Source organism: Glaciimonas immobilis (assembly GCF_011947285.1).
GTDB lineage: Bacteria > Pseudomonadota > Gammaproteobacteria > Burkholderiales > Burkholderiaceae_D > Glaciimonas > Glaciimonas immobilis.
In genome coordinates this window covers 63942-86836 of the sequence record NZ_JAAOZT010000001.1, presented here as the reverse complement: position 1 = coordinate 86836, position 22895 = coordinate 63942, and the positions used below count along the sequence as shown (strand labels likewise).

Sequence of the window (22895 nt, the reverse complement as noted above, 5' to 3'; positions counted from 1 at the left end):
CGTTACTCCGCTTTCGCCAGATAAGCCACCAGTGCTGGTCTGACCTCTGCCAGTATTCGGCTCACGTCGCCGGCACGAATTTCCTTGAAGTAAGACACGCTGGTCTGAAGTTCGATCGGAGCCTTGGTGATTAAAGCCATGAGGTCCGCCTTCAGTGCGTCGACAAATTCCGGATCATTTTCTGCCTGATCAAGAATAGTTTGCAGATCAGCAACGGCATCGCCGCGAAGGGACAAATTCTCGTTGTGGTCGAGGTCGCTTGTATTAATCTGCACTTTTTCGATCCAAAGAGAGTCGGGGTCGGTAGCTGCTGCGAGCGCTAAAATTTCAGTACGAAGTTGACGGGCCAGACCAAATAGCTCCCCATGGACGGCCGTACGACCATTGATGCTGATGCGCACGGCAGAGGGAATATGCGCCGGACTGGTTGCGACCAACGCTTCAAGCTGCAGGCCCACCGTTCGCACCACATCGGCCAACACAACACAGCTGGAAACATCAACTATCAAAGTATGCCAACGAATAACGTCCACAATAAGACGCTCAAGCACGCAGTCCCCATGTCCGTCGACCGTAACCAGCACGGCACCGCGTGGTCCGCTTTCCTTGACATGGCGGCCCTGCAGGTTTCCTGGAAAAACGATCGTTGCGGCCCCGCTAATGACAGAGTATTCATGAACGTGCCCCAAAGCCCAATAATCATAGCCTTTTGCGTGCAACTCGCCGACAGTACAAGGAGCATAATTTGGATGCGCCGAGTTACCTTCTAACGCGGTATGTAAAACACCGATGTTATACATGCCATCCGTTGGCGTCGGATAACTTGTGACTAAATTTTCAGTGGTTGCGGCATCCTTGAAGCTGCGGCCATGAAGAGCAACTTTAAGATGCGGTATCAGGTGAGTGGTGCATTTGCGTGCCTCAAACGTGAACACGTTATCTGGAAGCTGTAACGTCTTAGTCATTTCGTTTTCAGCGTCATGATTGCCGTACAAAATATACACCGGAATATTCACCTTCTTGAGACGTCCCATTTGCTTACAAAAAAAGATGCCGGTATTAAAATCTTTCCAGCTACCGTCATAAAGGTCCCCTGCAATCAGCAGAAAGTCCACTTTTTGATCGATAGCCTCATCACAGAGGTTGGTGAATGCGCGTCTTGTGGCGGTTCTCAGCATTTCCACAGGCGCGTCAGGGTAGGCGCTAAGCCCGGTCAAGGGACTGTCGAGATGGATATCGGCGGCGTGGATGAATTTCATAGCTATTTCCTGTTGGGTGCAATAACGACATTCCATGGGTAGGTCACGTTATCACCGATGCGCGTCCTGGGTTATTGACGTCTCCCATAATGCCGGGGAAATGGACAAACCGCAGGAAATTTTAATTGCGCTTAATTTTTTTCTGAGCACCCAATAAAAGGACCTGGCTCATGGCGGAAATATAAATCTCTGCTTTGCATTGGCAGGTATCTGCGTCTTGCTAAACCCGTCATTTATTCCTACCCCAACATCGGGTTTTACCTGATAGTGTATTTACCCGATTTCGTTATGATGAGACAAGCTTATTTCGTCGCCCCTTCAATTCACGTTGCATTTAAATGGGATGGCGCAACTATTGAAGGGGTTGAGCATGCGCACAGCAACTGAAAACTGCATTTTAAATTACCAGCATGAATAACACGGCTTGCATGTCCACCGTGTACAGCACGTTCTGGCAGGCGGGGTACGAAGGTGCGGACCACATCAGTTATGGGCAACAGCCGGTGTCGATGAACGACTCTACCGGACATATAGATCGGGTGCGTGCAGATTATGAATTATTGCGGCAGTTTGATATTCGTACTGTGCGGGAAAGCGTCGGTTGGCGGCTGGTTGAACGTGACGGTGAATTCGACTTTTCATCCATTGCGACGCGCGCACGCGTGGCGCAGGAAATGGGTTTGCAAATATGCTGGACCCTTTGTCATTATGGTTGGCCTTCAGATATCGATCTTTATGGACCCGATTTTGTGCCGCGGTTTGCACGATTCTGTCGTCATGTCGCAGCCTTCCTGGCCCCGTTTTCGGTGGGCGTGCCGGTTTTTTCTCCGATCAACGAAATTTCTTTTACCAGTTGGGGATTATCGACTGGCATGTTTTATTGCCTGAATTCTGACCACAACACCGCACCGGAGGAAGGTAAGCGGCAATTAGTACGCGCGACGCTGGCCGGGTGCGATGCTATCTGGGAAAGTATTCCGCAGGCGCGCATCCTGCATTGCGATCCATTGATTCATCTCGTTTCGCCAGAGAACCACGATGACGGCGGCGCGGCGCGATACCTTCGCTCTTCGCAATTTGACGCATGGGACATGCTATGTGGACGCAAGGATCCGGAGTTAGGTGGCGCGCCACGTTATCTGGATTTAATGGGCGCCAATTATTATCACAGCAATCAGTGGGAAAGCTGTACCAATGCAAGATTATGGTGGCATCTTTCAGATCAGCGTCGCATACCTTTGCATCAATTACTGGTTGAGTTGTATGCGCGCTACCAGCGGCCTTTGCTGTTAGCGGAAACAAGCCACGTGGGCAGCGGACGCGGTGTCTGGATCCGCGAGATCGCACAGGAGGTTGCAGTGGCGATGCAAAAAGGCGTCGACCTGAGTGGCATCTGTATCTATCCGATTATCGACCGTCCTGATTGGAGCGATCCATGTTCCTGGCACCGCAGCGGTTTATGGGATGTCGCGCCGACGCAGGCAGATCCCTTGGCCCGCGTGCTGTGCCAACCGTATGCACTGGCCGTTCACCAAGCACAACAGTTGACTCAAAACCTTTGCTCAACCAATGCCCTCTCAGGGCGAAAGGAGCGTTTCATGCCTACCATCATCGTGTTCTGCCATCTTCGCTGGGATTTCGTTTACCAACGGCCACAACAATTGCTGTCGCGTCTGGCACACCATTACAAAATTTTATTTATCGAAGAACCCGTGTTCCATGAAGGCGAAAGCTTTATGGAAGTTTTGGAGGCCGCCCCCAACCTTACGGTGTACCGCCCCCATACGCCGATCAAAGCAGCCGGGTTTCACGATGATCAGTTGCCCATACTAAAGCCTTTGCTGGCGCAGATCGCGCGCGCTGATGAGGCGCCTATCGTGTGGTTCTATACACCAATGGCGCTGCCGTTGTTGCAAGAACTTCAGCCTTGTTTAGTCGTTTATGATTGCATGGATGAGCTATCCGGTTTCAAAAATTCGCCCAAACAATTGCTTCAGAGGGAGTCCGCGCTACTCAATATCGCGGATATATTATTCACCGGTGGACCGAGCCTGTATGAGGCAAAGCGTAAGCGTCATAACAATGCGTACTGTTTTTCCAGTAGCGTTGATGTGGTCCATTTTGAGCAAGCGCTTGATCGCACAAACGCCCACCCCGCGCAGGAAAACATCCCCTACCCGCGCCTGGGATTTTTTGGTGTGATTGATGAACGCTTTGATGTGGCGTTGATTGCTGCGATGGCCGATACGCACCCTGAGTGGCAGATCGTGTTGGTGGGACCGGTGGTAAAAATTGATCCCGCAAATTTGCCGCGCCGTGCAAATATTCATTATATGGGGCAGCAGCCCTATAAAGTTTTGCCGCAATTTTTGGCGGGTTGGGACGTCTGCTTACTACCGTTCGCGTTAAACGAGGCGACCCGCTATATCAGCCCTACCAAGGTGCTCGAATACATGGCAGCGGAACTCCCCATCGTCAGTACCGCTATTGCCGACGTCGAACAACCTTACGGCACCATAGTGACCGTCGCACGCGACATCCCCGCCTTTATTACCGGGTGCGAACAGGCGCTCGCGCTGACGGAACCGCAAAAATCGGCATTGATCACCAAGATGCGGCAAGTCGTAGCGGCGACCTCCTGGGACGACACTGTGGCGCAAATGGGGACCCTTTTACAAAAACGTATCGCCGAAAAAAAGCCGGTTCCACTCTCTGGACTGAGTGAGGATTACTTTTCCGACAAATTAGAACGGAAGGACGTCCCGGTGAATGGGGCGCTTCAATCCTCTCCATGCGTGATCGTCGGAGCCGGTCCTACTGGTTTAAGTGCGGCTTATCATTACGGCGAGGGCGCGCTCCTGCTTGAAAAAAATGCGGAAGTCGGAGGCTGGTGCCGTTCCGTGAACGATGAAGGTTTCACTTTCGATCATGCAGGACACATCATGTTCTCGAACGATGCGTACGTTCTTGAACTTTATAAGATTTTGTTAGGCGACAACCTGCACTGGCAGAATCGCGAAGCATGGGTCTACAGCAAAGGCGTACATACGCGCTATCCGTTTCAAGGCGCGTTATACGGTCTGCCCCCGACGGTGATTGCAGAGTGTGTTCTCGGGGCGATTGAGGCGCGTTATGGTAAACAGGGTAAGCAGGGAACGCAACCGCCAAGAACTCTCGGCGGTGTCGGCATCGCGCAGGCCGCAATCCTGCCTCCGGTTGAAGATTGTTGTGGCGATGGGACCATGAGCGCGGATGCCTTAATTGCTACCGCCGTTCAGTCGACTGACCCGCATAATTTTGAGCAATTTATTTATAAGGTCTGGGGTGCGGGCATTGCTAAACATTTTGCAATTCCATACAACAAAAAACTATGGACCGTTCCACTAACAGAAATGGAAACGTCATGGCTCGGCGGCCGGGTGCCCCTACCCGATTTAAAAGAAATAATTCAAGGTGCACTCGAGCCGGTGGCCAGGCCTATGGGACCGAACGCGCGCTTTGGTTATCCATTAAAGGGTGGCTTTCAAGCCCTTATGAATGGCTTCCTGCCTTATATAAAAGGAGAAGTGGCGACCTCGACGGAGATAGTCCATTTACTACCTCGCGAACATATCGTCACGTTATCTGACGGACGACGCATACACTACGACCATTTGATCAGCACCATGCCATTACCGGAACTGGTGAAATTGATCGGCAAGGAAGCGCCCGCCGCTGTACGGGCGGCGGCCCAGGCCCTGCGCCACGTCTCGGTTCGCTGTGTGAATTTGGGGATTAACCGCGAAAATATCACGGATAAACACTGGGTCTATTATCCGGAAGAATCAATTTTCCATCGCATCTTTGTTCAGGGAAATACCAGTCCACTTTGCAATCCGCCGGGTGGATTCGGATTGACTTGCGAGATTTCATATTCACCCTGGAAGCCATTGCCGGTAGATGGACAGGCACTGATCGACCGTTGCGTCGCGGATTGCATCAAAGTCGGCATGCTGACGTCGGAAGATAAATTGCTGACCAGTAATCTGGTGGATATTCCCTATGCTTACGTCGTCTACGACCATGCGCGTCTGGCTAACGTCGCCACCATTAAAACGTGGTTGGCGCAACATGACGTTGTGTTAGCGGGACGCTATAGCGAATGGGAGTATTACAATTCGGATCACGCGTTTCTGGCCGGGAAAAAAGCGGCAGAGGAGATACTCGCGGGGCAATATAGAAGACAGATAAACGCAGAGTAACCCGGACCGCAAATGGGTATCGGCACGACACATAGTAGTAATTAGTGACTCGGCCGGTAGCGTGGAACGATTGAGATCCCTTACAGACGGCCTGCCGTCGAAGTTGTTGGCTGCTGCGTTCATTGCGACGCAGCAGCCTCCCGATACACGTTTTTAGGTGAAATAATTAACCGGAATCAGCTCCCTCCCTTACGTGTATCTGCCGCTGCCGTATTCGAGCGTGTGCTGCGGCGCTGCTCAGCGATACCGCAAGCTCTGCTGGACGCGAGAAGGGGAAAACAGCGCATATAGCAACGCCAGGAGCACGAAAAATACCGTATGCGTAGCAGCATAATAAGCCATACCCGCATCACTCAAATGCTTGCTACCAGCAATCCCCTCGCCGATCAAAGGCAAGATCAATAGGGTATTGAGCAACCACAACGCCAGCGCATACATTAACCCTTTGACCCAAGCCGGCCCGGGCAGGCGCGGCTCAATAATAAAGGCGTACACGATCGCCATCCCCAGTCCCACGAGGACATGAAATCCTGTCCTGAAAATGGCCCCGTCCGGTGTCGGCAGACCTAGTACGCGCCACACACTGGCGACGCCAAGTTTTACGAGCGTTGTGCCAAAAGCCAGGTCTAACAGGTTGAGCAAACCTCCGTGAGCGGTCTGTAACGGAATAAAATCCGCCATATGTAGCAGGACTGTATTGATTAGGATCGCGATCAGACCAGCCCAGAGAGCGGCACCAAGAGATGCCTTGCGTAGATGCCATGCCATGAAATATCCCCTGTTATAAATACCGACAACGCCGTTGCGAGCTAGCGTGCGATTAAAGCAAACATGATCCGCGCGACTTTGGGGTAATTGCATCTTCAAAGCTGGGTCGGACCTGCTAACCGGCTATCGGTTCGCAAAAAACTGAACACATTGCACCAATGTTTGACGCAATACTTTTCTTTCTATGAAGATACAGTAAATCCCCGCCTTCACACCGTTTATGTACGGTTCGTCTAGCCAGCGAATGCCACGGCATGGCGTTAGCGTCACTCTGTCCGGCATGTCAGACGTCATTTGTGAAAGGCACACAATCCCCAAACCGGCCCTATCAATGGCTCTAGCGAAAATATAAGCAAAAGCACAAACCATATGGCTGCCTATGATGAGGTCCTCGGCCCGTGATTTGAAGTCGTTGCAACCGTTGTTAATACGCCGCGGGGCCGCTTTTTGTCACACTTAACGCGACATTTATCGATACAGAAATGGCGTCACCGAATCGACGGCTAGAACCAATCAACGGACACCAAAATAAGTAAAAGACGCGCATTGCTCGAAATAAACGGTTTTGCACACACTTTTCATGCTGTAATAAAACGCTTGTTAACGAATTTTATTTAACCTTTACACATTGCGTAGTACCAGACGTTTTTTTGGCGCAAAATGCGTGGCGACGCGATCAGACCCAACGAGCGGGCGTAATTTGGTGATAAATAGCGCGTAAAAAACGGGTGGTCTTTAGACCATTAAGATTTCTAGCAATATTTATCACCAATTAGGCCGGGGAATCAGATCCGGAACAAGTTCCAAGAAGTCGGTGCGAGCTCCCGACGTACATACACTGATAACTGACAAAGCGACTAAAACGGATGATCGATCTTTTAACAAATAACGCGCTTAGCGGTGTCCTCTTCGCCCCCTCCGGCAACCTTATTCCCACGATATTTGCCGCTATTTTCGGGATGCTGATAGGCAGTTTTTTGAACGTTGTGATTCATCGACTGCCTAAAATGATGCAGCGTGAATCGGATAACTATGTCGCTCAGGAAAGCGGTCAGGCGTTACCGCATACAGAGCGCTACAACTTAACGTTGCCGCGCTCGGCCTGCCCGCAATGCAATCACCAGATCGGCGCGCTCGAGAACATCCCCGTGATCAGCTATCTGGTGCTCGGTGGGAAGTGTGCAGCGTGCAAGATGCCTATTTCAAAGCGCTATCCGATCATTGAGTTGCTTACCGGCTTTCTGTCCGGCTTCATGATTTGGCGCTTTGGTAGTGGCCTGATGGGACTCGGGACGTTGCTGTTCGTCTATTTGTTGATCGCCATGACGTTTATAGACGCGGATACGCAGTTGTTGCCCGACGATCTGACACTAGGTTTACTCTGGGCCGGGCTATTGATTAATATTAGCGGGACCTTTGTCCCAATCACTGAGGCCGTAATCGGGGCCGCTGCCGGTTATTTCGCATTGTGGGCGATTTACTGGTTGTTCAAGCTCGCCACCGGTAAAGAAGGCATGGGCTACGGCGATTTCAAGTTATTAGCCGCACTCGGCGCGTGGCTGGGCTGGAAAATGTTGCCAATTATTATATTGCTCTCATCGCTGGTCGGTGCAATAGTCGGCATTGCGTTGATTGTTTTTAGTCGGCATGGCCGCGACAAACCCATCCCGTTTGGCCCCTATCTGGCGGGTGCCGGATTGCTGGCTTTATTGTATGGTCATCAAATTTTAGAAGCTTATTTTGGTTATGTACTTTAATGGTAACCTTCAGAGATCATGCTTAAGCCTCTCCCGCTTGACGTAAAGCCAGCCGCGTCTTTCAGAGTCGGCCTCACGGGTGGCATCGGCAGCGGTAAAACAACCGTTACCAATCTGTTTGCCGCACGTGGCGCCGCAATCGTTGATACCGACCTGATCGCCCATGCGCTCACCGCCAAAGACGGCGCGGGGATCGCCCCTATTCAAACCGCCTTTGGCAACGAATTCATCGCCGCCAACGGCGCAATGGACCGCAAAAAAATGCGCGATCATGTATTTTCGGACGCGAGCGCCAAGCAACGTCTGGAAGCCATTTTGCATCCATTGATTCGCGCCGAAACCGCGCTGGCAATTAATCGGGCGCGCGGTTTATATGTAATGCTGGCAATTCCTTTATTGGTCGAGTCCGGCACTTGGCCACAGCGCCTGACGCGCATATTAGTGGTTGATTGCGATGAGCAGACCCAGATCAGACGTGTAATGGAACGCAACGCAATGACCGAGCCACAAGTCCGGGCCATCATGGCAGCGCAAGCAACCCGTCAACAGCGCCTGCAAGCGGCCACTGATGTTATTACTAACAACTCTGATATCGAAGCGCTAACACCTCAGGTCGAACGGTTACATGCGTTTTATCAATCCCTGATTGCAAAAAGTTGATACGACCGCTTATCGCTGAGACGGGATTTTTTAATTAAAATGGCTGAGCATTTGTAATTTTGCTGCGCATCGGTCAGAATCACTACTTGTTGGGTCCATCATAATAAAGGGATGTTACTTTGATCGTTTACGAATATCCTTTTAATGAGCGCATTCGAACTTTATTGCGACTGGAAGACCTACACGAGAAATTCGTTTTTTTTGTAAGTCAGGCAAGTCCTTTGCAGCATCACATCGCGCTATCCACGATCTTTGAGATGCTCGAAGTCGCCGGACGTGCAGATCTGAAAATGGACCTGCTGCAAGAACTTGAGCGCCAGCGGCAAACTTTAATGAGTTTTAGATCTAATCCCAATGTTCTGCCAGAAATGCTGGATGCAGTCTTGAACGAACTTGACCAGACCAGCGAAGCGCTGAAGGGAATGCAGGGTCGGACCGGTCAGCACATCCGTGAAAACGAATGGTTAATGAGCATCCGCGGTCGCACTATCATCCCGGGCGGAGCATGTGAATTCGACCTACCGTCCTACTACGCGTGGCAACACCATCCCGCAGAGAAACGTTACGCCGACATTTTAAGTTGGTTCTCGCCGCTTGCACCGCTATTTGACGCCATCGGTATCGTGTTACGCTTACTGCGTGAAACCGGTCACCCCGTCAAAATCAGCGCAGAGAACGGCAGCTATCAACAAATGTTGCAGGGGAAATCCTATCAGATGTTACGTATTACCCTGAATGAACAATTAGGTGCAATCCCCGAAATTTCGGCAAACAAATACATGCTCTGGATACGTTACACATCCCAAGGCGGCGACCTGAAACCGAAGGCTTTCGAAGGCGAGGTCCCCTTCGAACTAACCCTCTGCAATTTTTAATTTAAAATTTTCAACCATATGGCTATAGTCGATTGTCCTACTTGCGGGTCCAAAGTCGAATGGACCGAGACAAACAAATTCCGCCCCTTTTGCTCCGAACGCTGCAAGCAAATCGATCTGGGCGCCTGGGCCGAAGAGAAATACACCATCCCCGCCGTCAATCCGCCGGATGATATTGATGACGACAACAAATTGGCGCAATAAGATTGTGTAAATCTGCGGCGCTTGAATACGGGCGTCGTTCAAAACCGAATGACGTCAACCACAAAGGCGGTTGCGGTTGCCGTTGAACTGGCAGTTGACCCACCCCGTCATAGGCGTTGCCGGTTATTTCGGCTGTCAGACGGGAATTGTCGGAATACCTGTTTGAGCGCCAGCGAGTTGGTATTTCGACCCGACTGACAGTCGAAATAATCGGGGACCCGCCAACGGCGGGCCACGCCTCTGCGGTCGCCTTTTGTTTGGTGCCTTTATTTGCGGGGGGGCGCCTAGCCAAGCAAAATAAAGACACTGGCTGTCGGGCCACACCCGACCAGCATCCACGGAGTACTACCCGTTTCAGCAACCAAAAAATCGGCCACCGCTTACATAAACACATCCGCGCCCAATGGCGCATTATCAAACGCTATCAAACGATAGCCGAAGCTTCCTCACCTGACCTGATCCAACCACTCAATCAGCGGCACAGTAGCCTCCAACAGCGGCGAAACCGCAACGCTTCCCTGCCACGCAAAAGCCTGCCCCTCCAAACTTTGCGGCTCGCCCCGCCACTCACGACAAATATAAAAATGCAGCCGAACATTTGCGTGAGGATACTGATATTGCACCCCACACCATGCCTCTGCAGAGATAATCTCCACGCCTAACTCTTCCATGAACTCCCGTTGCAACGCCGCAAAAATTGACTCCCCGCGTTCCACTTTACCACCCGGAAACTCCCAGTACCCGGCGTAAGGCTTCCCCTCAGGACGCTGCCCAAGCAGCACATCACCATTGGGCCGCACCAATATGCCGACCGCAACATCCACCGGCGGTGCACTGACTTCTGTCATCTAGGACGCCATCCGACCAGCATGATCCTTAGCAAATTGCCATGCTATTCGCCCGGAGCGAGAGCCGCGCTGCAATGCCCAACGTAACGCATCCCCCTGTGCTTCAGCAATCTGTTCAGCGTTACAACCGAAGTGCCCGAGCCAGTGCGCCACAATATCCAGATAATCATCCTGCTTAAACGGATAGAACGTCACCCACAACCCAAAACGCTCGGACAACGAAATGCGTTCTTCTACCGTCTCGCCCGGATGCAGATCGCCGTCCTCGGTCGTTTTGTAAGATGCGTTATCAGACATTTTCTCCGGCAACAGGTGGCGTCGATTGGACGTCGCATAAATCAACACGTTATCGGACTGCGTAGCGATACTGCCGTCCAAGGCGACTTTTAACGCTTTATAACCACTTTCACCCTCTTCAAACGACAAGTCATCACAAAAAATGATGAAACGCTCAGCCCGTCCAGCGACCAGTTCCACGATATCTGGCAAGTCCGCCAGATCATCCTTGTCGACTTCTATCAACCGTAAGCCCTTATCCGCGTACTGGTTCAGACAAGCCTTAATCAGCGATGACTTGCCGGTCCCGCGTGCACCCGTTAACAGCACGTTATTGGCGGGCTTGCCAGCCACAAACTGACGCGTATTCTGATCAATCTGCACCTTTTGCGCAGTGATGTTGTGCAAATCGGATAAGCCGATAGCGGACATATGACGTACCGCTTGCAAGTAGCCGCCGCCCTGGCTACCATTGCGCCGACGCCAGCGAAAAGCGATGGCACTCTGCCAGTCAGGTACCGCATTCGGGTTCGGCAGGATTGCTTCGAGGCGTGCCAGCACGGCTTCAGCACGCAGTAAAAATTGGTCTAATTGCGTCATAGTCACACTATCCGGTTATTCAAATAATCCATGCGGCGCAGTTCGAGCCGCTGTCAAATCAAGAGCGATAGTCCGCGTTGATGGTGACGTATTCATGCGAAAGATCGCAGGTCCAGATGGTCGCAGCGGCAGCGCCACGTCCCAGTTTTACGCGGACGGCGATTTCACTTTGTTTCATTACGCGTTGTCCATCCGACTCAAGGTAATCAGGATTGCGACCACCGTCTTTGGCAACCCAGACATCGTCAAGGTAAAGATTGATTTTCTCCACATCAAGATCGTCCACGCCCGCATAACCGATCGCTGCCAAAATCCGGCCAAGGTTAGGATCTGAGGCAAAAAATGCGGTCTTCACCAACGGTGAATGGCCTATCGAATAGGCAATTTTGCGGCACTCTTCCACGTTTTTGCCATCTTCCACCGTGACCGTAATAAATTTGGTCGCGCCTTCACCGTCGCGCACAATCGCCTGCGCCAAACGTTGCGACAAATCGGTGACGGCTTGGGCAAGCGCACTATATTCTGGAGAATCAACGCTATCAACCTGCAACGCGCCCGCCCCGGTGGCGATCAACATGAAGGAGTCATTAGTTGATGTATCGCCATCAATCGTGATGCAATTGAAAGATTGATCCGCCGCATGCTTAACCAGTTGATCCAGCACCGGCTGGGCGACCTTGGCATCCATTGCCAGAAAACCAAGCATGGTAGCCATGTTTGGCTTGATCATGCCAGCACCTTTGCTGATGCCTGTCATCGTGACTGATTTCCCGGCAACGATGACGGTTTGCGACGCAGCCTTAGGCTGCGTATCCGTGGTCATGATGGTTTCTGCGGCGTTAAACCAGTTGTCGGCATCCAAATTCTTCAATGCGCCGGGCAAACCTGCCTGAATTCTATCCAGAGGCAAGGACTCTAAAATCACGCCTGTTGAAAAAGGCAAAATTTGTGCCGGTTGACAGCCGAGTAACGCTGCCAGCGAAGCACAGGTTGCATTTGCCGCCGCCAGACCGGTCTCACCGGTGCCTGCGTTTGCATTGCCGGTATTGATAACCAGGGCACAAATCGGTTCACCGGAAACCCGGGCGGCCGCAAGATGTGCCTTGCTGACCTGGACCGGCGCAGCGCAAAACCGATTGAGCGTAAAAACGCCAGCAACTGTCGCGCCCGGTGCCAGCTTCATGACCAGTAAATCCTTGCGATTCGCCTTGCGCACACCGGCTTCCGTGTAGCCAAGTTCGATACCGGCAACTGGTTTCAGATCAGACGCAACAGGGAGTGGGGAATTAACGGCCATGAGTATCCTAAATAAAAGACAAAATCGAAAATAAGATCAAAACTAAAAATAGTGTGGAAACCTGCTCCGCACAGTGAAAAAACCACGCTAAAGTAAGTCATACGACTAAAACCTCGCCGTGCTGTTCTTAAGCGATTCTTCAACCGACCTTCAAGCGACCGGACAGGTTAAAAATTGTTTTGGTAACGTGTAGCCAAGGGAGCTATTTTAATCGGATAAGCTGGCATCGGGACATTCGATCGGGCCGACTCGCCAGAAAAAAAGCAGAGCTGGTTTCCCGGCTCCGCCTTTGCTTTTTGTCCTGCCAGATTTATAGCGACCCCGATGCTAGCGCCGGTTTTATCGCTATTACGATAGCTGGCCGTGGCACTGCTTGTATTTTTTGCCACTTCCGCAAGGACAAGGATCGTTACGGCCTACCTTCGGGACTGTATCGACCAACGCTTGCAATCGGGCTTCGTCCGGATGTGCCGTTGGTGCTAACAACTCTTCGGCGCCGGCATTCGGATTAAAATCTGCGTGCTGAAAATGGACGTTTTCCAGATGCGAGTGCGACATTTCTTCCTCGACTGCCGCGATCTCTTCGCGGTTTTCGATACGCACCGTCATTACCACACGCACAACTTCGTTTTTGATCAGATCCAGCATTTGCCCGAACAGTTCAAACGCTTCACGTTTGTATTCCTGCTTCGGATTCTTTTGCGCGTAACCACGCAAATGGATACCCTGACGCAGGTGATCGAGTGCTGCCAGATGTTCGCGCCAATGGCTATCAACGCTTTGCAACATGACGCTACGCTCAAACCCGGCAAATGATTCTTTACCGACGACTTCTGACTTGCCGGCATACTCGGCGTCTGCCGCGTTCAACACACGCTCCAACAACTCATCGTCGGTCAGATTGGGTTCCAGTTCCAATACCTTGGCGAGTGGAATCTCTAAATGTAACTCGCTGCCCAGCGCCGCTTCAAGCGCAGGAATATCCCACTGTTCTTCCAGCGACTCGGCAGGAACATACAGGCGGAAGGTATCGTGCAGTACACCATGGCGCAACGAACCGACCATCTCTGACACGTCGCGCGATTCCAGCAACTCATTACGCTGCTGATAAATGACCTTACGCTGATCGTTGGCGACATCGTCATACTCAAGCAATTGCTTGCGGATATCGAAGTTACGCGCTTCTACCTTGCGCTGTGCAGACTCAATTGAGCGGGAGACGATACCCGCTTCAATTGGCTCGCCTTCCGGCATCTTCAGACGGTCCATGATAGAGCGAACGCGGTCACCAGCAAAAATCCGCAACAACGCATCATCCAGTGACAGGTAAAAACGTGAAGATCCAGGATCGCCCTGACGCGCCGCACGACCACGCAACTGGTTATCGACCCGGCGTGACTCGTGCCGTTCGGTACCAATGATGTGCAAACCGCCTGCGTTCGTGACATGGTCGTGCAACGATTGCCATTCACTGACCAACTTGGCCGATTGCAATGCCTTCTCGGTATCGCTTAGCTGATCATTCGCTTCAATAAACTGCACTTGTTTCTCAACACTGCCGCCCAACACAATATCGGTACCGCGACCGGCCATATTGGTAGCGATAGTAATCGCCTTAGGGCTACCTGCCTGGGCGATGATCTCGGCTTCGCGGGCATGTTGCTTGGCGTTCAGAACGTTATGCGGCAACTTGGCCTTATCCAGAATCCCTGACAACAGTTCTGAATTCTCAATCGACGTCGTTCCCACCAGCACGGGTTGTCCGCGCTCGTAGCAATCCTGAATATCGATCAGCATTGCGTTGTACTTTTCGTTCGATGACTTGTATACCTGATCTTGACGGTCTTTTCGCTGATTTGGACGATTCTGGGGAATAACGACTGTTTCCAGACCGTAGATTTCTTGAAATTCGTACGCTTCAGTATCGGCAGTACCGGTCATGCCCGCCAACTTGCCGTACATCCGGAAATAATTCTGGAAGGTAATCGAGGCGAGCGTCTGGTTTTCGTTCTGAATCTGAACGCCTTCCTTGGCTTCTACGGCCTGATGCAAACCATCCGACCAACGACGTCCCTGCATCATGCGGCCGGTAAATTCATCCACGATGACGACTTCATTGTTTTGAATAACGTAATGCTGATCCTTGTGATACAGCGAATGCGCGCGCAAAGCAGCGTACAAATGGTGAATCAGGCTGATATTGGCCGCGTCATACAGCGATGCGCCTTCGGCGAGCAAGCCCATGTTGGTCAGAATTTGCTCAGCTTTTTCGTGACCGGCTTCGGTCAGCAAGACCTGATGCGCCTTCTCGTCCTTCGTATAATCGCCGGGTACCTCAACTTTGCCTTTGCCGTCAGGCGTTTCCTCGCCGACTTGCAACGTCAGCAGGGGTGGCAAAGAATTAATTTTTTGGTAGAGATCAGTATGATTTTCTGCCTGACCGGAAATAATCAGCGGCGTACGCGCCTCGTCGATCAAAATCGAATCAACTTCATCGACGATGGCGAAGTTCAACACGCGCTGCACGCGGTCGCCAGCTTCAAACACCATGTTGTCGCGCAGATAATCGAAGCCGAACTCGTTATTCGTGCCGTAAGTGATATCGGCCAAATAAGCGATCTGCTTGTCGTCGTGCTCGACAGCGGACAAATTCACACCGGTGGTCAGGCCGAGCCAGCTATACAAACGCCCCATCCAGTCCGCATCGCGCTGCGCCAGATAATCATTGACCGTCACCACATGCACGCCCTTACCCGACAAGGCGTTCAGGTAGGCTGGCAATGTTGCCATCAGCGTCTTACCTTCGCCCGTGCCCATTTCGGCGATTTTGCCGTAATGCAGGACCATGCCACCAATTAACTGGACGTCAAAGTGGCGCATTTTGAGCACACGCTTACCGGCCTCACGGCATACTGCAAATGCTTCTGGCAACATATCATCGAGCTTTTCACCGCCCTCAATACGCTGCTTGAACTCTGCAGTTTTCGCTTTTAACTGCGCGTCCGACAATTTTTCCATTGTCGGCTCAAGGCCGTTAATTTGGCTTACAGTTTTTTGGTATTGCTTGAGCAGTCGCTGGTTGCGGCTACCGAAAATCTGGGTCAGTAATGACATGCTTGGATTCTAAAAAAAGGCGTCGAAAATGTTGTGCGTTTCCACAAAACAACTTCAGTTAATTCCACCATTAACGTAAGGGCGAAGCGCGAACCCTAAAAGTAAAGGCAAGCGAAGCGTACACAATGCAAGCGAGTCGGGAGATTCACTTAAACTACAGCTAAAAGTGCGGCTGTACTTCCCGACTTTAATAATTAAGTGAGAGATTTTATCATGCGTGCTTCGACAGGTTGGGGTTATGCACTAGGAAACAATGCCCAGTTGCCTCAATTTACGCAGATGAATCGCCTGCTATCGGCCAATAAGGTCAAAAAACAACTAATTACCGATGAGCGCTGCCATCTTGGCCTGATCCGTACCCGCGGCAAGGAATTTACGCGGATCCTGGGCGCTGCCCTTGATTCTGACCTCGAAATGCAGATGTGGTCCGGTTGATCGCCCCGTATTGCCGACATCGGCAATGTGCTGACCGCGTCGTACAATATCCCCGACCTTTACCAGCAATATGGAGGTATGGGCGTAGCGCGTTACGATATCATTGCCATGATCGATATCCAGCATATTGCCATACGCCGGGTGCAATTCGGCCGCGATCACCACGCCCGCAGCGGCGGCAACGATGGGTGCACCAGTTACCGCGGGAAAATCCAACCCTTCATGAAAAGCACTCCGGCCCGAGAACGGGTCCAGACGCCAACCAAAACTTGAGGAATTGTAATTGGAGGAGACCGGTTGATTGGTCGGCAATAACTTTGCCTTGATCTTGTCGCTCATCAGCGTCGTTTCAACCACGTCCATATAGTCAGCACGATGACCGATGTCGCGTGACATGGCATCGAGCGCTATTTGCAATTCCGACATGTTTAAGGAATGAGAATTAAATGCAGGAGATTTAAATCCGTGAGAATTTGAAGCAGGCGACATGCGGTCTCCAGCGGTGGATGGGTTGGACCCGCCGGTGCCTGGCATCTGTTTGAAGTTAAATTCTTCCGGCTTCACGCCCGACAGCCCCTGAACCCGCTCCCCGAGCGCATCCAATCGAAACAACTGCGCCTGCATCTGTCCCAACTTGATCGCCATGGCAGCCAGATTTTCTTTCAGATATTGCTCATTTTCCGATGGATGACCGCTTTCAGTTGCCAGAGGACTTCGGATAAACGGAATATGCATACTGGACGCATAGCGAAATGTCAAAAAATAAACCAGCGCAGTCGCTAATAACACTGCCCAACAAACAGGACAACCAGCAGCGTGACATGACGCGCGTCCAAGGTGATCGACTTAGCGCGGGAAAAGCGCGGATGTAACAGGATTACTTGCATCGCGACCATTCAGACAGGCGGGATCGCTGGCCCTTAGCGCGGCAGGTGTGATATCGTTTCATTATGCGCAAACTCTCATTTTCCTCTACTTTTGGGCAAGGGCCGACCGGCTCAAATTTTTCCAAATCGGTGTCCAGAGAGGCCGCCGATTTTCTGCGCGGCAACGACAAAATGGCCGCCTTGCTACCCACACTCACGCGTATGGCGGCGTTACAAAAGCAATGTGCCGCCGGATTACCAAACATGTTCGAGGCATGCGAAGTATTGCATTTTGAAGGCGGCCAACTAGTGTTATCGGCCCCAAATGCCGCGTTGGCGACAAAACTGAAACAGCAACTGCCAAAACTGCAGAATTACTTGCTCACAGAGAACTGGCAGGTTAATGGAATCCGAATCAAAGTGCAAGTAAGCCAAAAATTGCAAAAACTAACCCCTGTAAAACAATTCAGCCTGACGCCCCAAGCAGTCTCCGCATTCGATACCCTGGCAAGCACACTAGAATCCTCCCCCCGCAACGAAGCCCTGAAAGCCGCACTGGCATCACTGGTAAGAAGGTATAAAGAAGAACAGTCGCGGAAATAAATGATCAACCGCCGATATAGTTTGCGGTTGCGGTTGCGGTTGCGGTTGCGGTTGAAGTTGCCGTTGAAGTTGACCTACCCCGTCATAGGCGTTGCAGGTTATTTCGGCTGTCAGGCGGGAATTGTCGGAAACCATGTTTGAGCGCCAGCGAGTTGGTATTTCGACCCGACTGATAGTCGAAATAATCGGGGACCCGCCAACGGCGGGCGACGCCTCTGCGGTCGCCTTTTTTTTGGTTACTTCTTTTTGGCGAAGCAAAAAAAAGTGACCGGGTGTCGGGCCGCCCCCGACCAGCATCCACGGAGCAGTAACCTTCTAAGTTACCACCAATCGAACAGTCCGATTAATTCAGCGCCCACTCCTGCTCCACCTGCCTCTGATAAGTCTCCGGCGCAGAAGACAAATTCTCAAAACTAACAATCTCATAAGCATCAGGCTGCGCCAAAAGCGCCCGCAGCAACTGATTATTCATCGCATGACCCGACTTATGCGCGGTATAGCTAGCCAACAACGGATGCCCAATCAAATACAAATCCCCGATGGCATCCAAAATCTTATGCCGAACAAATTCATTTTCATAGCGCAAACCATCACTATTAAGTATCCGATACTCATCCATGACAATCGCATTTTCCAGCGAGCCGCCACGCGCCAACCCCATCCCGCGTAAAGTCTCGACATCCTGCATAAAGCCAAAAGTACGCGCCCGGGCGATTTCTTTGACGTAAGACTCTATACTGAAGTCAACCTCAGCGGTCTGGCCTGTACCATCAACAGCGGGATGATGGAACTCAATAAAAAACTTGAGCTTGAAGCCATCAAACGGATCCAGCCGCGCCCACTTTTCCTTGTCGCCCTGCCCTTCCCGGACTTCTACGCTCTTTTTGACGCGAATGAATTTCTTGGCAGCGCCCTGTTCTTCCAGCCCTGCTTGCTGCAGCAAAAACACAAAAGATGTTGCCGATCCATCCATGATGGGAATTTCTTCCGCAGTCAGATCGACGTACAAATTATCGATCCCCAGACCGGCGCAAGCGGAGAGTAAATGTTCGACCGTAGATACCCGTTGACCATCTTTGGAAAGCACTGAAGCCATGCGTGTATCGCCGACCCCGGTGGCCGACGCCGGAAAATCAATGACGGGATCGAGATCAATCCGTCTGAACACAATCCCGGTATTTATCGCTGCGGGGCGCAAAGTCAGTTCCACCTTGGTGCCGGAATGCAAGCCGATACCGATGGTTTTGACGAGTTTTTTAATAGTGCGTTGTTTCAACATATCGCCATTATAGATGTTACCGAAATTATCAACTGTAACCATGTGTTGACTTGTGGGATAAACGACACGGATTCGACGCTTAAAAAATATCTGGCTTTTTTCAGGTAGCTTAACCCGGACATATAAAAAACGGCGTATTCCGCGCCGTCTTCAGGTCATTCTTTAAGAAAAAATAACAAAGCGCTACAAAGTTATATTTGCGACAACAATACTTCAGCCGTTGATACTTCAAACGTCTTAGGCGCTTCTACATTGAGTTGTTTGACCACGCCATCATCAATGTAAGCAGAAAACCGCTGGGAACGCGTCCCCATCCCGGATTTGCTGTAGTCGGCATCCAGACCAAGCGCCTTGACGAAAGCGGCATTGCCATCGGCGAGCAGGCGCACGATGTTGGTCGCCTTTTGATCGCGGCCCCATGCACCCATGACGAATGCATCATTCACCGAGATGGCCCAGATTTCATCCACGCCTTTGGCTTTGAATTCGGCGGCGAACTTCACGTAACCCGGCAGATGCTTGGCCGAACAAGTTGGGGTGAATGCACCAGGCACTGCGAACAATGCAATCTTTTTGCCCTTGACAAGATCTCTGACATTAAAAGTATTTGGTCCCAGAGCGCAACCTTCAGTCTCGGTTTCAATAAATTCTGCCAGTTGGCCTTCAGGCAAGGTGTCGCCGATTTTGATTGTCATGATATTTGTCCTTTAAAGAGTTGTTTGAGCAGCTGATCGAGTAGGTGAGCGAGCGCGAGTAAGTGAAAAGTTGAGCGAACGACACACCGAGGGCGCAACGAGTCGAATAATGCCCGCACACTTTTGCGCCCTCGCCGAAAAATACGTGCGCCTGCTTGCACTGCCACGACCAAAAAATTGATTGAAAAAAAACGCCGCGCCAAAAAGGACGCGACGTTCTTAAGTATGCCTTGTTCCGCAGGTTTCTGCAGGGCGTTGTGATAGGTAGGCACCGTTTAAGATGCCCTTCTATAATCGCCCTTGCTGCAGATAATCCAATCTGCTCTGCTTAGTCTGCCTGCTTGCGCAAGAAGGCCGGAATGTCATAAGTTTCCATGCCATTTTTCTCCAGTGCCCGCACCGTGTCAGAAGCCGATTCACGACGCCATACTGCTGGCGCTTTCATCCCGTCAAACCCTGAACTACCGTGCCCAACCGAATGGCCATTGGCGTGACCATGCTGCATCATCGGCTCATTATGCGTGCCTGTGCGCAGCATTTGCGGCTGGACCAGTTGCACTGATTTGCGTGCGCGGCCAAGACCAGTCGCGACCACGGTGACGCGGATATCGTCGCCCATGGTTTCATCGTACGCGATCCCTTGCGCAATCGATGCATCCGGTGCTGCAAATGCCCGCACGGTCGCCATGACTTCTTTGATTTCTTTACCCTTGAGGCTACGACTTGCGGTGACGTTGACCAATACCCCACGTGCGCCGGATAAATCGATGCCGTCCAGCAACGGTGACGCAACCGCTTGCTCTGCCGCCAGGCGCGCACGATCAACGCCGTGCGCAGTGGCTGTACCCATCATTGCCTTGCCTTGTTCGCCCATGATCGTTTTCACGTCATTAAAGTCGACATTGATATGACCCGGTACGTTGATGATTTCTGCGATCCCGGCAACGGCATTGTTGAGGACATCATCGGCGTGTTCCAGCCATTCCACCATACTGTCGTCTTCGTAGATCTCTTCCAGTTTTTCATTGAGGATGATGATCAGCGAGTCAACGTGCTGTGACAGCGCTTCCAGACCTTCGTCGGCGAGGTCCATGCACTTCTGACCTTCATACGAGAACGGCTTGGACACGACGGCCACTGTCAACGCACCAAGTTCTTTGGCGATCTGCGCGACCACTGGCGCAGCTCCAGTACCAGTACCACCACCCATACCGGCGGCGATAAATACCATGTGCGCCCCACGCAGCGCATCTTCGATGCGTGCGCGTGATTCTTCGGCCAGTTTGCGACCGACTTCCGGCTTCATCCCCGCACCCAGTCCGGTTTCACCGATCTGAATTACATTGTGCGCCTTTGAGTGTTTCAACGCCTGTGCATCAGTGTTCGCAGCGATAAACTCGACTCCCGATACACCTTTGTTAATCATGTGCTGAACCGCATTGCCACCAGCGCCACCAACGCCAACGACTTTAATCACGGTACCCAGCGTTGCATTGTCAAGCATATCGATTTCCATGATGTTTCCTTATAAAGTTGCAGCATCCAGTCAATAGGCATCACGCGGTGTGATGCCTGGCAACTGACCACTGCGCGTTACACAAACAACATTAACAAGACCAATTTAAAATAATTTATTCCACATTTCCTGCGATTACTCTACCGACACCTCTTTGTTACTTACCCGACTGCCTGACCTGCTTTAGTTGCTGACTGCTTTGCTACCCAAATTGCCACCGACATCCACTTACCGAATTGCAACCCAAAACTATTACCTGAAATTGACACTTCGGCTACTCATATTCACTTTGCGCTGCATCCCGGAGCTTACCGTTTCAGAACTTTTCCACGGGTACCGTTAGCGCCGTTTCAAAAATCTAAAAATTACCCAAAAACCATTCTTTCATCCGCTGCCAGACCGCTTTAGCCGAACCCTCCTGGCGTGTCACGATGTAGCCGCGCAGATATTGCTTTTTGGCTTCCAGCAGCAAACCCAATACCGTTGAATAGCGCGGACTGCGCACTACATCGGCCAACTGGCCGTTGTAATGCGGCGTACCCAAACGTGCGGGTTTCAAAAAAATATCTTCGGCCAGTTCAATCATGCCGGGCATGAGTGCCGATCCGCCGGTCAATACGATGCCGCTTGAGAGCACTTCTTCGTAGCCTGACTCCCGCACGACTTGATGCACTAGCGCGAATAATTCTTCAACCCGTGGCTCAATGACTGCCGCCAGCGCCTGACGCGACAAGGTGCGCGAGTTACGATCACCCAGCCCCGGCACTTCCAGCGTTTCGCCTGGATCAGCCAAAATCTGTTTAGCGACGCCGTAGCGCAATTTAATTTCTTCTGCCTCCGCCGTCGGTGTGCGCAACGCCATCGCGATATCATTGGTAATCTGATCGCCTGCAATCGGAATCACCGCGGTGTGACGAATTGCGCCTTCCGTAAATACCGCAACATCGGTCGTGCCGCCACCAATATCCACCAACACGACGCCGAGTTCTTTTTCATCATTGGTCAGGACCGCATCGGCTGAAGCCATCGGTTGCAAAATAAGGTCGGACACTTCCAGCCCGCAACGACGCACGCATTTAACGATGTTCTGGACCGCCGACACAGCGCCGGTGACAATATGGACCTTCACCTCTAATCGGATACCGCTCATTCCAATTGGTTCACGCACATCGTCCTGACTATCAACGATAAATTCCTGCGGCACGGTATGGAGCAATTGCTGATCGGTGGGGATGTTGACGGCCTTAGCGGTTTCAATCACGCGCGACACATCGGCAGCGGTCACTTCTTTGTCTTTGATCGCTACCATGCCACTGGAATTGAAGCTGCGTATATGACTACCGGCGATACCGGTATACACGTTACGAATCTTGCAGTCGGCCATCAGTTCGGCCTCTTCCAGCGCGCGCTGGATAGACTCAACCGTGGCCTCAATGTTGACGACGACTCCTTTCTTTAAACCTCTGGACTCGTGCTGGCCGAGACCGATCACTTCATGCCGTCCGTCGGGTAGCACTTCCGCTACCACAGCCACCACTTTAGAGGTGCCGATGTCGAGGCCTACGATCAAGTTTTTTGCGTCTTTGGTCATAATTTTCCGCT

General features: G+C 51.7%; 17 protein-coding genes. 6 read left to right on the top strand and 11 right to left on the bottom strand.

The annotated features are described in order from the left end of the window. Positions 1 to 2: 2 nt before the first annotated feature. Entirely contained in the window at positions 3 to 1259 is a 1257-nt protein-coding gene (locus HAV38_RS00365) for a metallophosphoesterase family protein (protein ID WP_168051320.1), read from the bottom strand. A 410-nt stretch (positions 1260 to 1669) separates the two neighbouring features. On the opposite strand from HAV38_RS00365, the gene HAV38_RS00360 reads away from it, so the two are divergent. Beyond that, positions 1670 to 5500 (top strand): NAD(P)-binding protein, encoded by a 3831-nt coding sequence (locus HAV38_RS00360; RefSeq protein WP_168051318.1) that lies wholly within the window; start codon positions 1670 to 1672, stop codon positions 5498 to 5500. Positions 5501 to 5737: 237 nt separating this feature from the next. On the opposite strand, the gene HAV38_RS00355 is transcribed toward HAV38_RS00360, so the two are convergent. After that, positions 5738 to 6268, bottom strand: coding sequence for a hypothetical protein (locus HAV38_RS00355; protein WP_168051316.1), 531 nt, complete (start codon positions 6266 to 6268; stop codon positions 5738 to 5740). An 866-nt stretch (positions 6269 to 7134) separates the two neighbouring features. Here HAV38_RS00355 and HAV38_RS00350 point away from each other — a divergent pair. The 4 genes from HAV38_RS00350 (at position 7135) to yacG (ending at position 9764) form a co-directional block, all read left to right on the top strand. Then, entirely contained in the window at positions 7135 to 8025 is an 891-nt protein-coding gene (locus tag HAV38_RS00350) for a prepilin peptidase (protein WP_168051314.1), read from the top strand. Between the two features lie 18 nt (positions 8026 to 8043). After that, a complete protein-coding gene (coaE, locus tag HAV38_RS00345; protein WP_168051312.1) occupies positions 8044 to 8685 on the top strand; it encodes a dephospho-CoA kinase in 642 nt (213 codons plus the stop codon). Positions 8686 to 8804: 119 nt separating this feature from the next. Then, a complete protein-coding gene (zapD, locus tag HAV38_RS00340; protein ID WP_168051310.1) occupies positions 8805 to 9560 on the top strand; it encodes a cell division protein ZapD in 756 nt (251 codons plus the stop codon). 18 nt (positions 9561 to 9578) lie between these two features. Continuing rightward, the gene (gene yacG, locus HAV38_RS00335; RefSeq protein WP_168051308.1) at positions 9579 to 9764 is read left to right on the top strand and encodes a DNA gyrase inhibitor YacG; all 186 of its coding nucleotides are present in this window, start codon (positions 9579 to 9581) and stop codon (positions 9762 to 9764) included. Between the two features lie 446 nt (positions 9765 to 10210). Here yacG and HAV38_RS00330 read toward each other — a convergent pair whose 3' ends face one another. The 5 genes from HAV38_RS00330 to HAV38_RS00310 form a co-directional block, all read right to left on the bottom strand. Continuing rightward, complete coding sequence (locus tag HAV38_RS00330; protein ID WP_168051306.1) at positions 10211 to 10612, bottom strand: NUDIX domain-containing protein; 402 nt, start codon at positions 10610 to 10612, stop codon at positions 10211 to 10213. Beyond that, positions 10613 to 11488, bottom strand: coding sequence for an ATP-binding protein (locus tag HAV38_RS00325; RefSeq protein ID WP_168051304.1), 876 nt, complete (start codon positions 11486 to 11488; stop codon positions 10613 to 10615). Between the two features lie 58 nt (positions 11489 to 11546). Next, a complete protein-coding gene (gene argJ / locus HAV38_RS00320) occupies positions 11547 to 12785 on the bottom strand; it encodes a bifunctional glutamate N-acetyltransferase/amino-acid acetyltransferase ArgJ (RefSeq protein ID WP_168051302.1) in 1239 nt (412 codons plus the stop codon). A 348-nt stretch (positions 12786 to 13133) separates the two neighbouring features. Beyond that, on the bottom strand, positions 13134 to 15899 hold the full coding sequence (secA, locus tag HAV38_RS00315) for a preprotein translocase subunit SecA (protein WP_168051300.1): 2766 nt from the start codon (positions 15897 to 15899) through the stop codon (positions 13134 to 13136). A gap of 318 nt (positions 15900 to 16217) precedes the next feature. Then, the gene (locus tag HAV38_RS00310; protein WP_245182117.1) at positions 16218 to 17069 is read right to left on the bottom strand and encodes a M23 family metallopeptidase; all 852 of its coding nucleotides are present in this window, start codon (positions 17067 to 17069) and stop codon (positions 16218 to 16220) included. Between the two features lie 215 nt (positions 17070 to 17284). Between HAV38_RS00310 and HAV38_RS00305 the strand changes: the two genes are divergently transcribed. Continuing rightward, positions 17285 to 17803, top strand: a complete 519-nt coding sequence (locus HAV38_RS00305; RefSeq protein WP_168051298.1) for a hypothetical protein — start codon at positions 17285 to 17287, stop codon at positions 17801 to 17803. A gap of 343 nt (positions 17804 to 18146) precedes the next feature. On the opposite strand, the gene lpxC is transcribed toward HAV38_RS00305, so the two are convergent. The 4 genes from lpxC to ftsA all read right to left on the bottom strand — a co-directional run bounded on the left by lpxC (position 18147) and on the right by ftsA (position 22884). Continuing rightward, positions 18147 to 19082, bottom strand: a complete 936-nt coding sequence (gene lpxC, locus HAV38_RS00300) for a UDP-3-O-acyl-N-acetylglucosamine deacetylase (RefSeq protein WP_168051960.1) — start codon at positions 19080 to 19082, stop codon at positions 18147 to 18149. A gap of 191 nt (positions 19083 to 19273) precedes the next feature. After that, complete coding sequence (locus HAV38_RS00295; protein ID WP_168051296.1) at positions 19274 to 19777, bottom strand: peroxiredoxin; 504 nt, start codon at positions 19775 to 19777, stop codon at positions 19274 to 19276. A 328-nt stretch (positions 19778 to 20105) separates the two neighbouring features. Continuing rightward, positions 20106 to 21293, bottom strand: a complete 1188-nt coding sequence (ftsZ, locus tag HAV38_RS00290) for a cell division protein FtsZ (protein WP_168051294.1) — start codon at positions 21291 to 21293, stop codon at positions 20106 to 20108. Positions 21294 to 21651: 358 nt separating this feature from the next. Further along, complete coding sequence (gene ftsA, locus HAV38_RS00285) at positions 21652 to 22884, bottom strand: cell division protein FtsA (RefSeq protein ID WP_168051292.1); 1233 nt, start codon at positions 22882 to 22884, stop codon at positions 21652 to 21654. Positions 22885 to 22895: the final 11 nt, after the last annotated feature.

Bases quoted from the DNA above. Each gene is read 5' to 3' on its own strand.
- ftsA (WP_168051292.1), bottom strand. From the start codon at position 22,884: ATGACCAAAGACGCAAAAAACTTGATCGTAGGCCTCGACATCGGCACC.
- lpxC (WP_168051960.1), bottom strand. From the start codon at position 19,082: ATGTTGAAACAACGCACTATTAAAAAACTCGTCAAAACCATCGGTATC.
- HAV38_RS00295 (WP_168051296.1), bottom strand. From the start codon at position 19,777: ATGACAATCAAAATCGGCGACACCTTGCCTGAAGGCCAACTGGCAGAA.
- HAV38_RS00305 (WP_168051298.1), top strand. From the start codon at position 17,285: ATGCGCAAACTCTCATTTTCCTCTACTTTTGGGCAAGGGCCGACCGGC.
- HAV38_RS00330 (WP_168051306.1), bottom strand. From the start codon at position 10,612: ATGACAGAAGTCAGTGCACCGCCGGTGGATGTTGCGGTCGGCATATTG.
- HAV38_RS00350 (WP_168051314.1), top strand. From the start codon at position 7,135: ATGATCGATCTTTTAACAAATAACGCGCTTAGCGGTGTCCTCTTCGCC.
- argJ (WP_168051302.1), bottom strand. From the start codon at position 12,785: ATGGCCGTTAATTCCCCACTCCCTGTTGCGTCTGATCTGAAACCAGTT.
- HAV38_RS00325 (WP_168051304.1), bottom strand. From the start codon at position 11,488: ATGACGCAATTAGACCAATTTTTACTGCGTGCTGAAGCCGTGCTGGCA.
- yacG (WP_168051308.1), top strand. From the start codon at position 9,579: ATGGCTATAGTCGATTGTCCTACTTGCGGGTCCAAAGTCGAATGGACC.
- HAV38_RS00360 (WP_168051318.1), top strand. From the start codon at position 1,670: ATGAATAACACGGCTTGCATGTCCACCGTGTACAGCACGTTCTGGCAG.
- HAV38_RS00355 (WP_168051316.1), bottom strand. From the start codon at position 6,268: ATGGCATGGCATCTACGCAAGGCATCTCTTGGTGCCGCTCTCTGGGCT.
- coaE (WP_168051312.1), top strand. From the start codon at position 8,044: ATGCTTAAGCCTCTCCCGCTTGACGTAAAGCCAGCCGCGTCTTTCAGA.
- HAV38_RS00365 (WP_168051320.1), bottom strand. From the start codon at position 1,259: ATGAAATTCATCCACGCCGCCGATATCCATCTCGACAGTCCCTTGACC.
- ftsZ (WP_168051294.1), bottom strand. From the start codon at position 21,293: ATGGAAATCGATATGCTTGACAATGCAACGCTGGGTACCGTGATTAAA.
- HAV38_RS00310 (WP_245182117.1), bottom strand. From the start codon at position 17,069: ATGCATATTCCGTTTATCCGAAGTCCTCTGGCAACTGAAAGCGGTCAT.
- secA (WP_168051300.1), bottom strand. From the start codon at position 15,899: ATGTCATTACTGACCCAGATTTTCGGTAGCCGCAACCAGCGACTGCTC.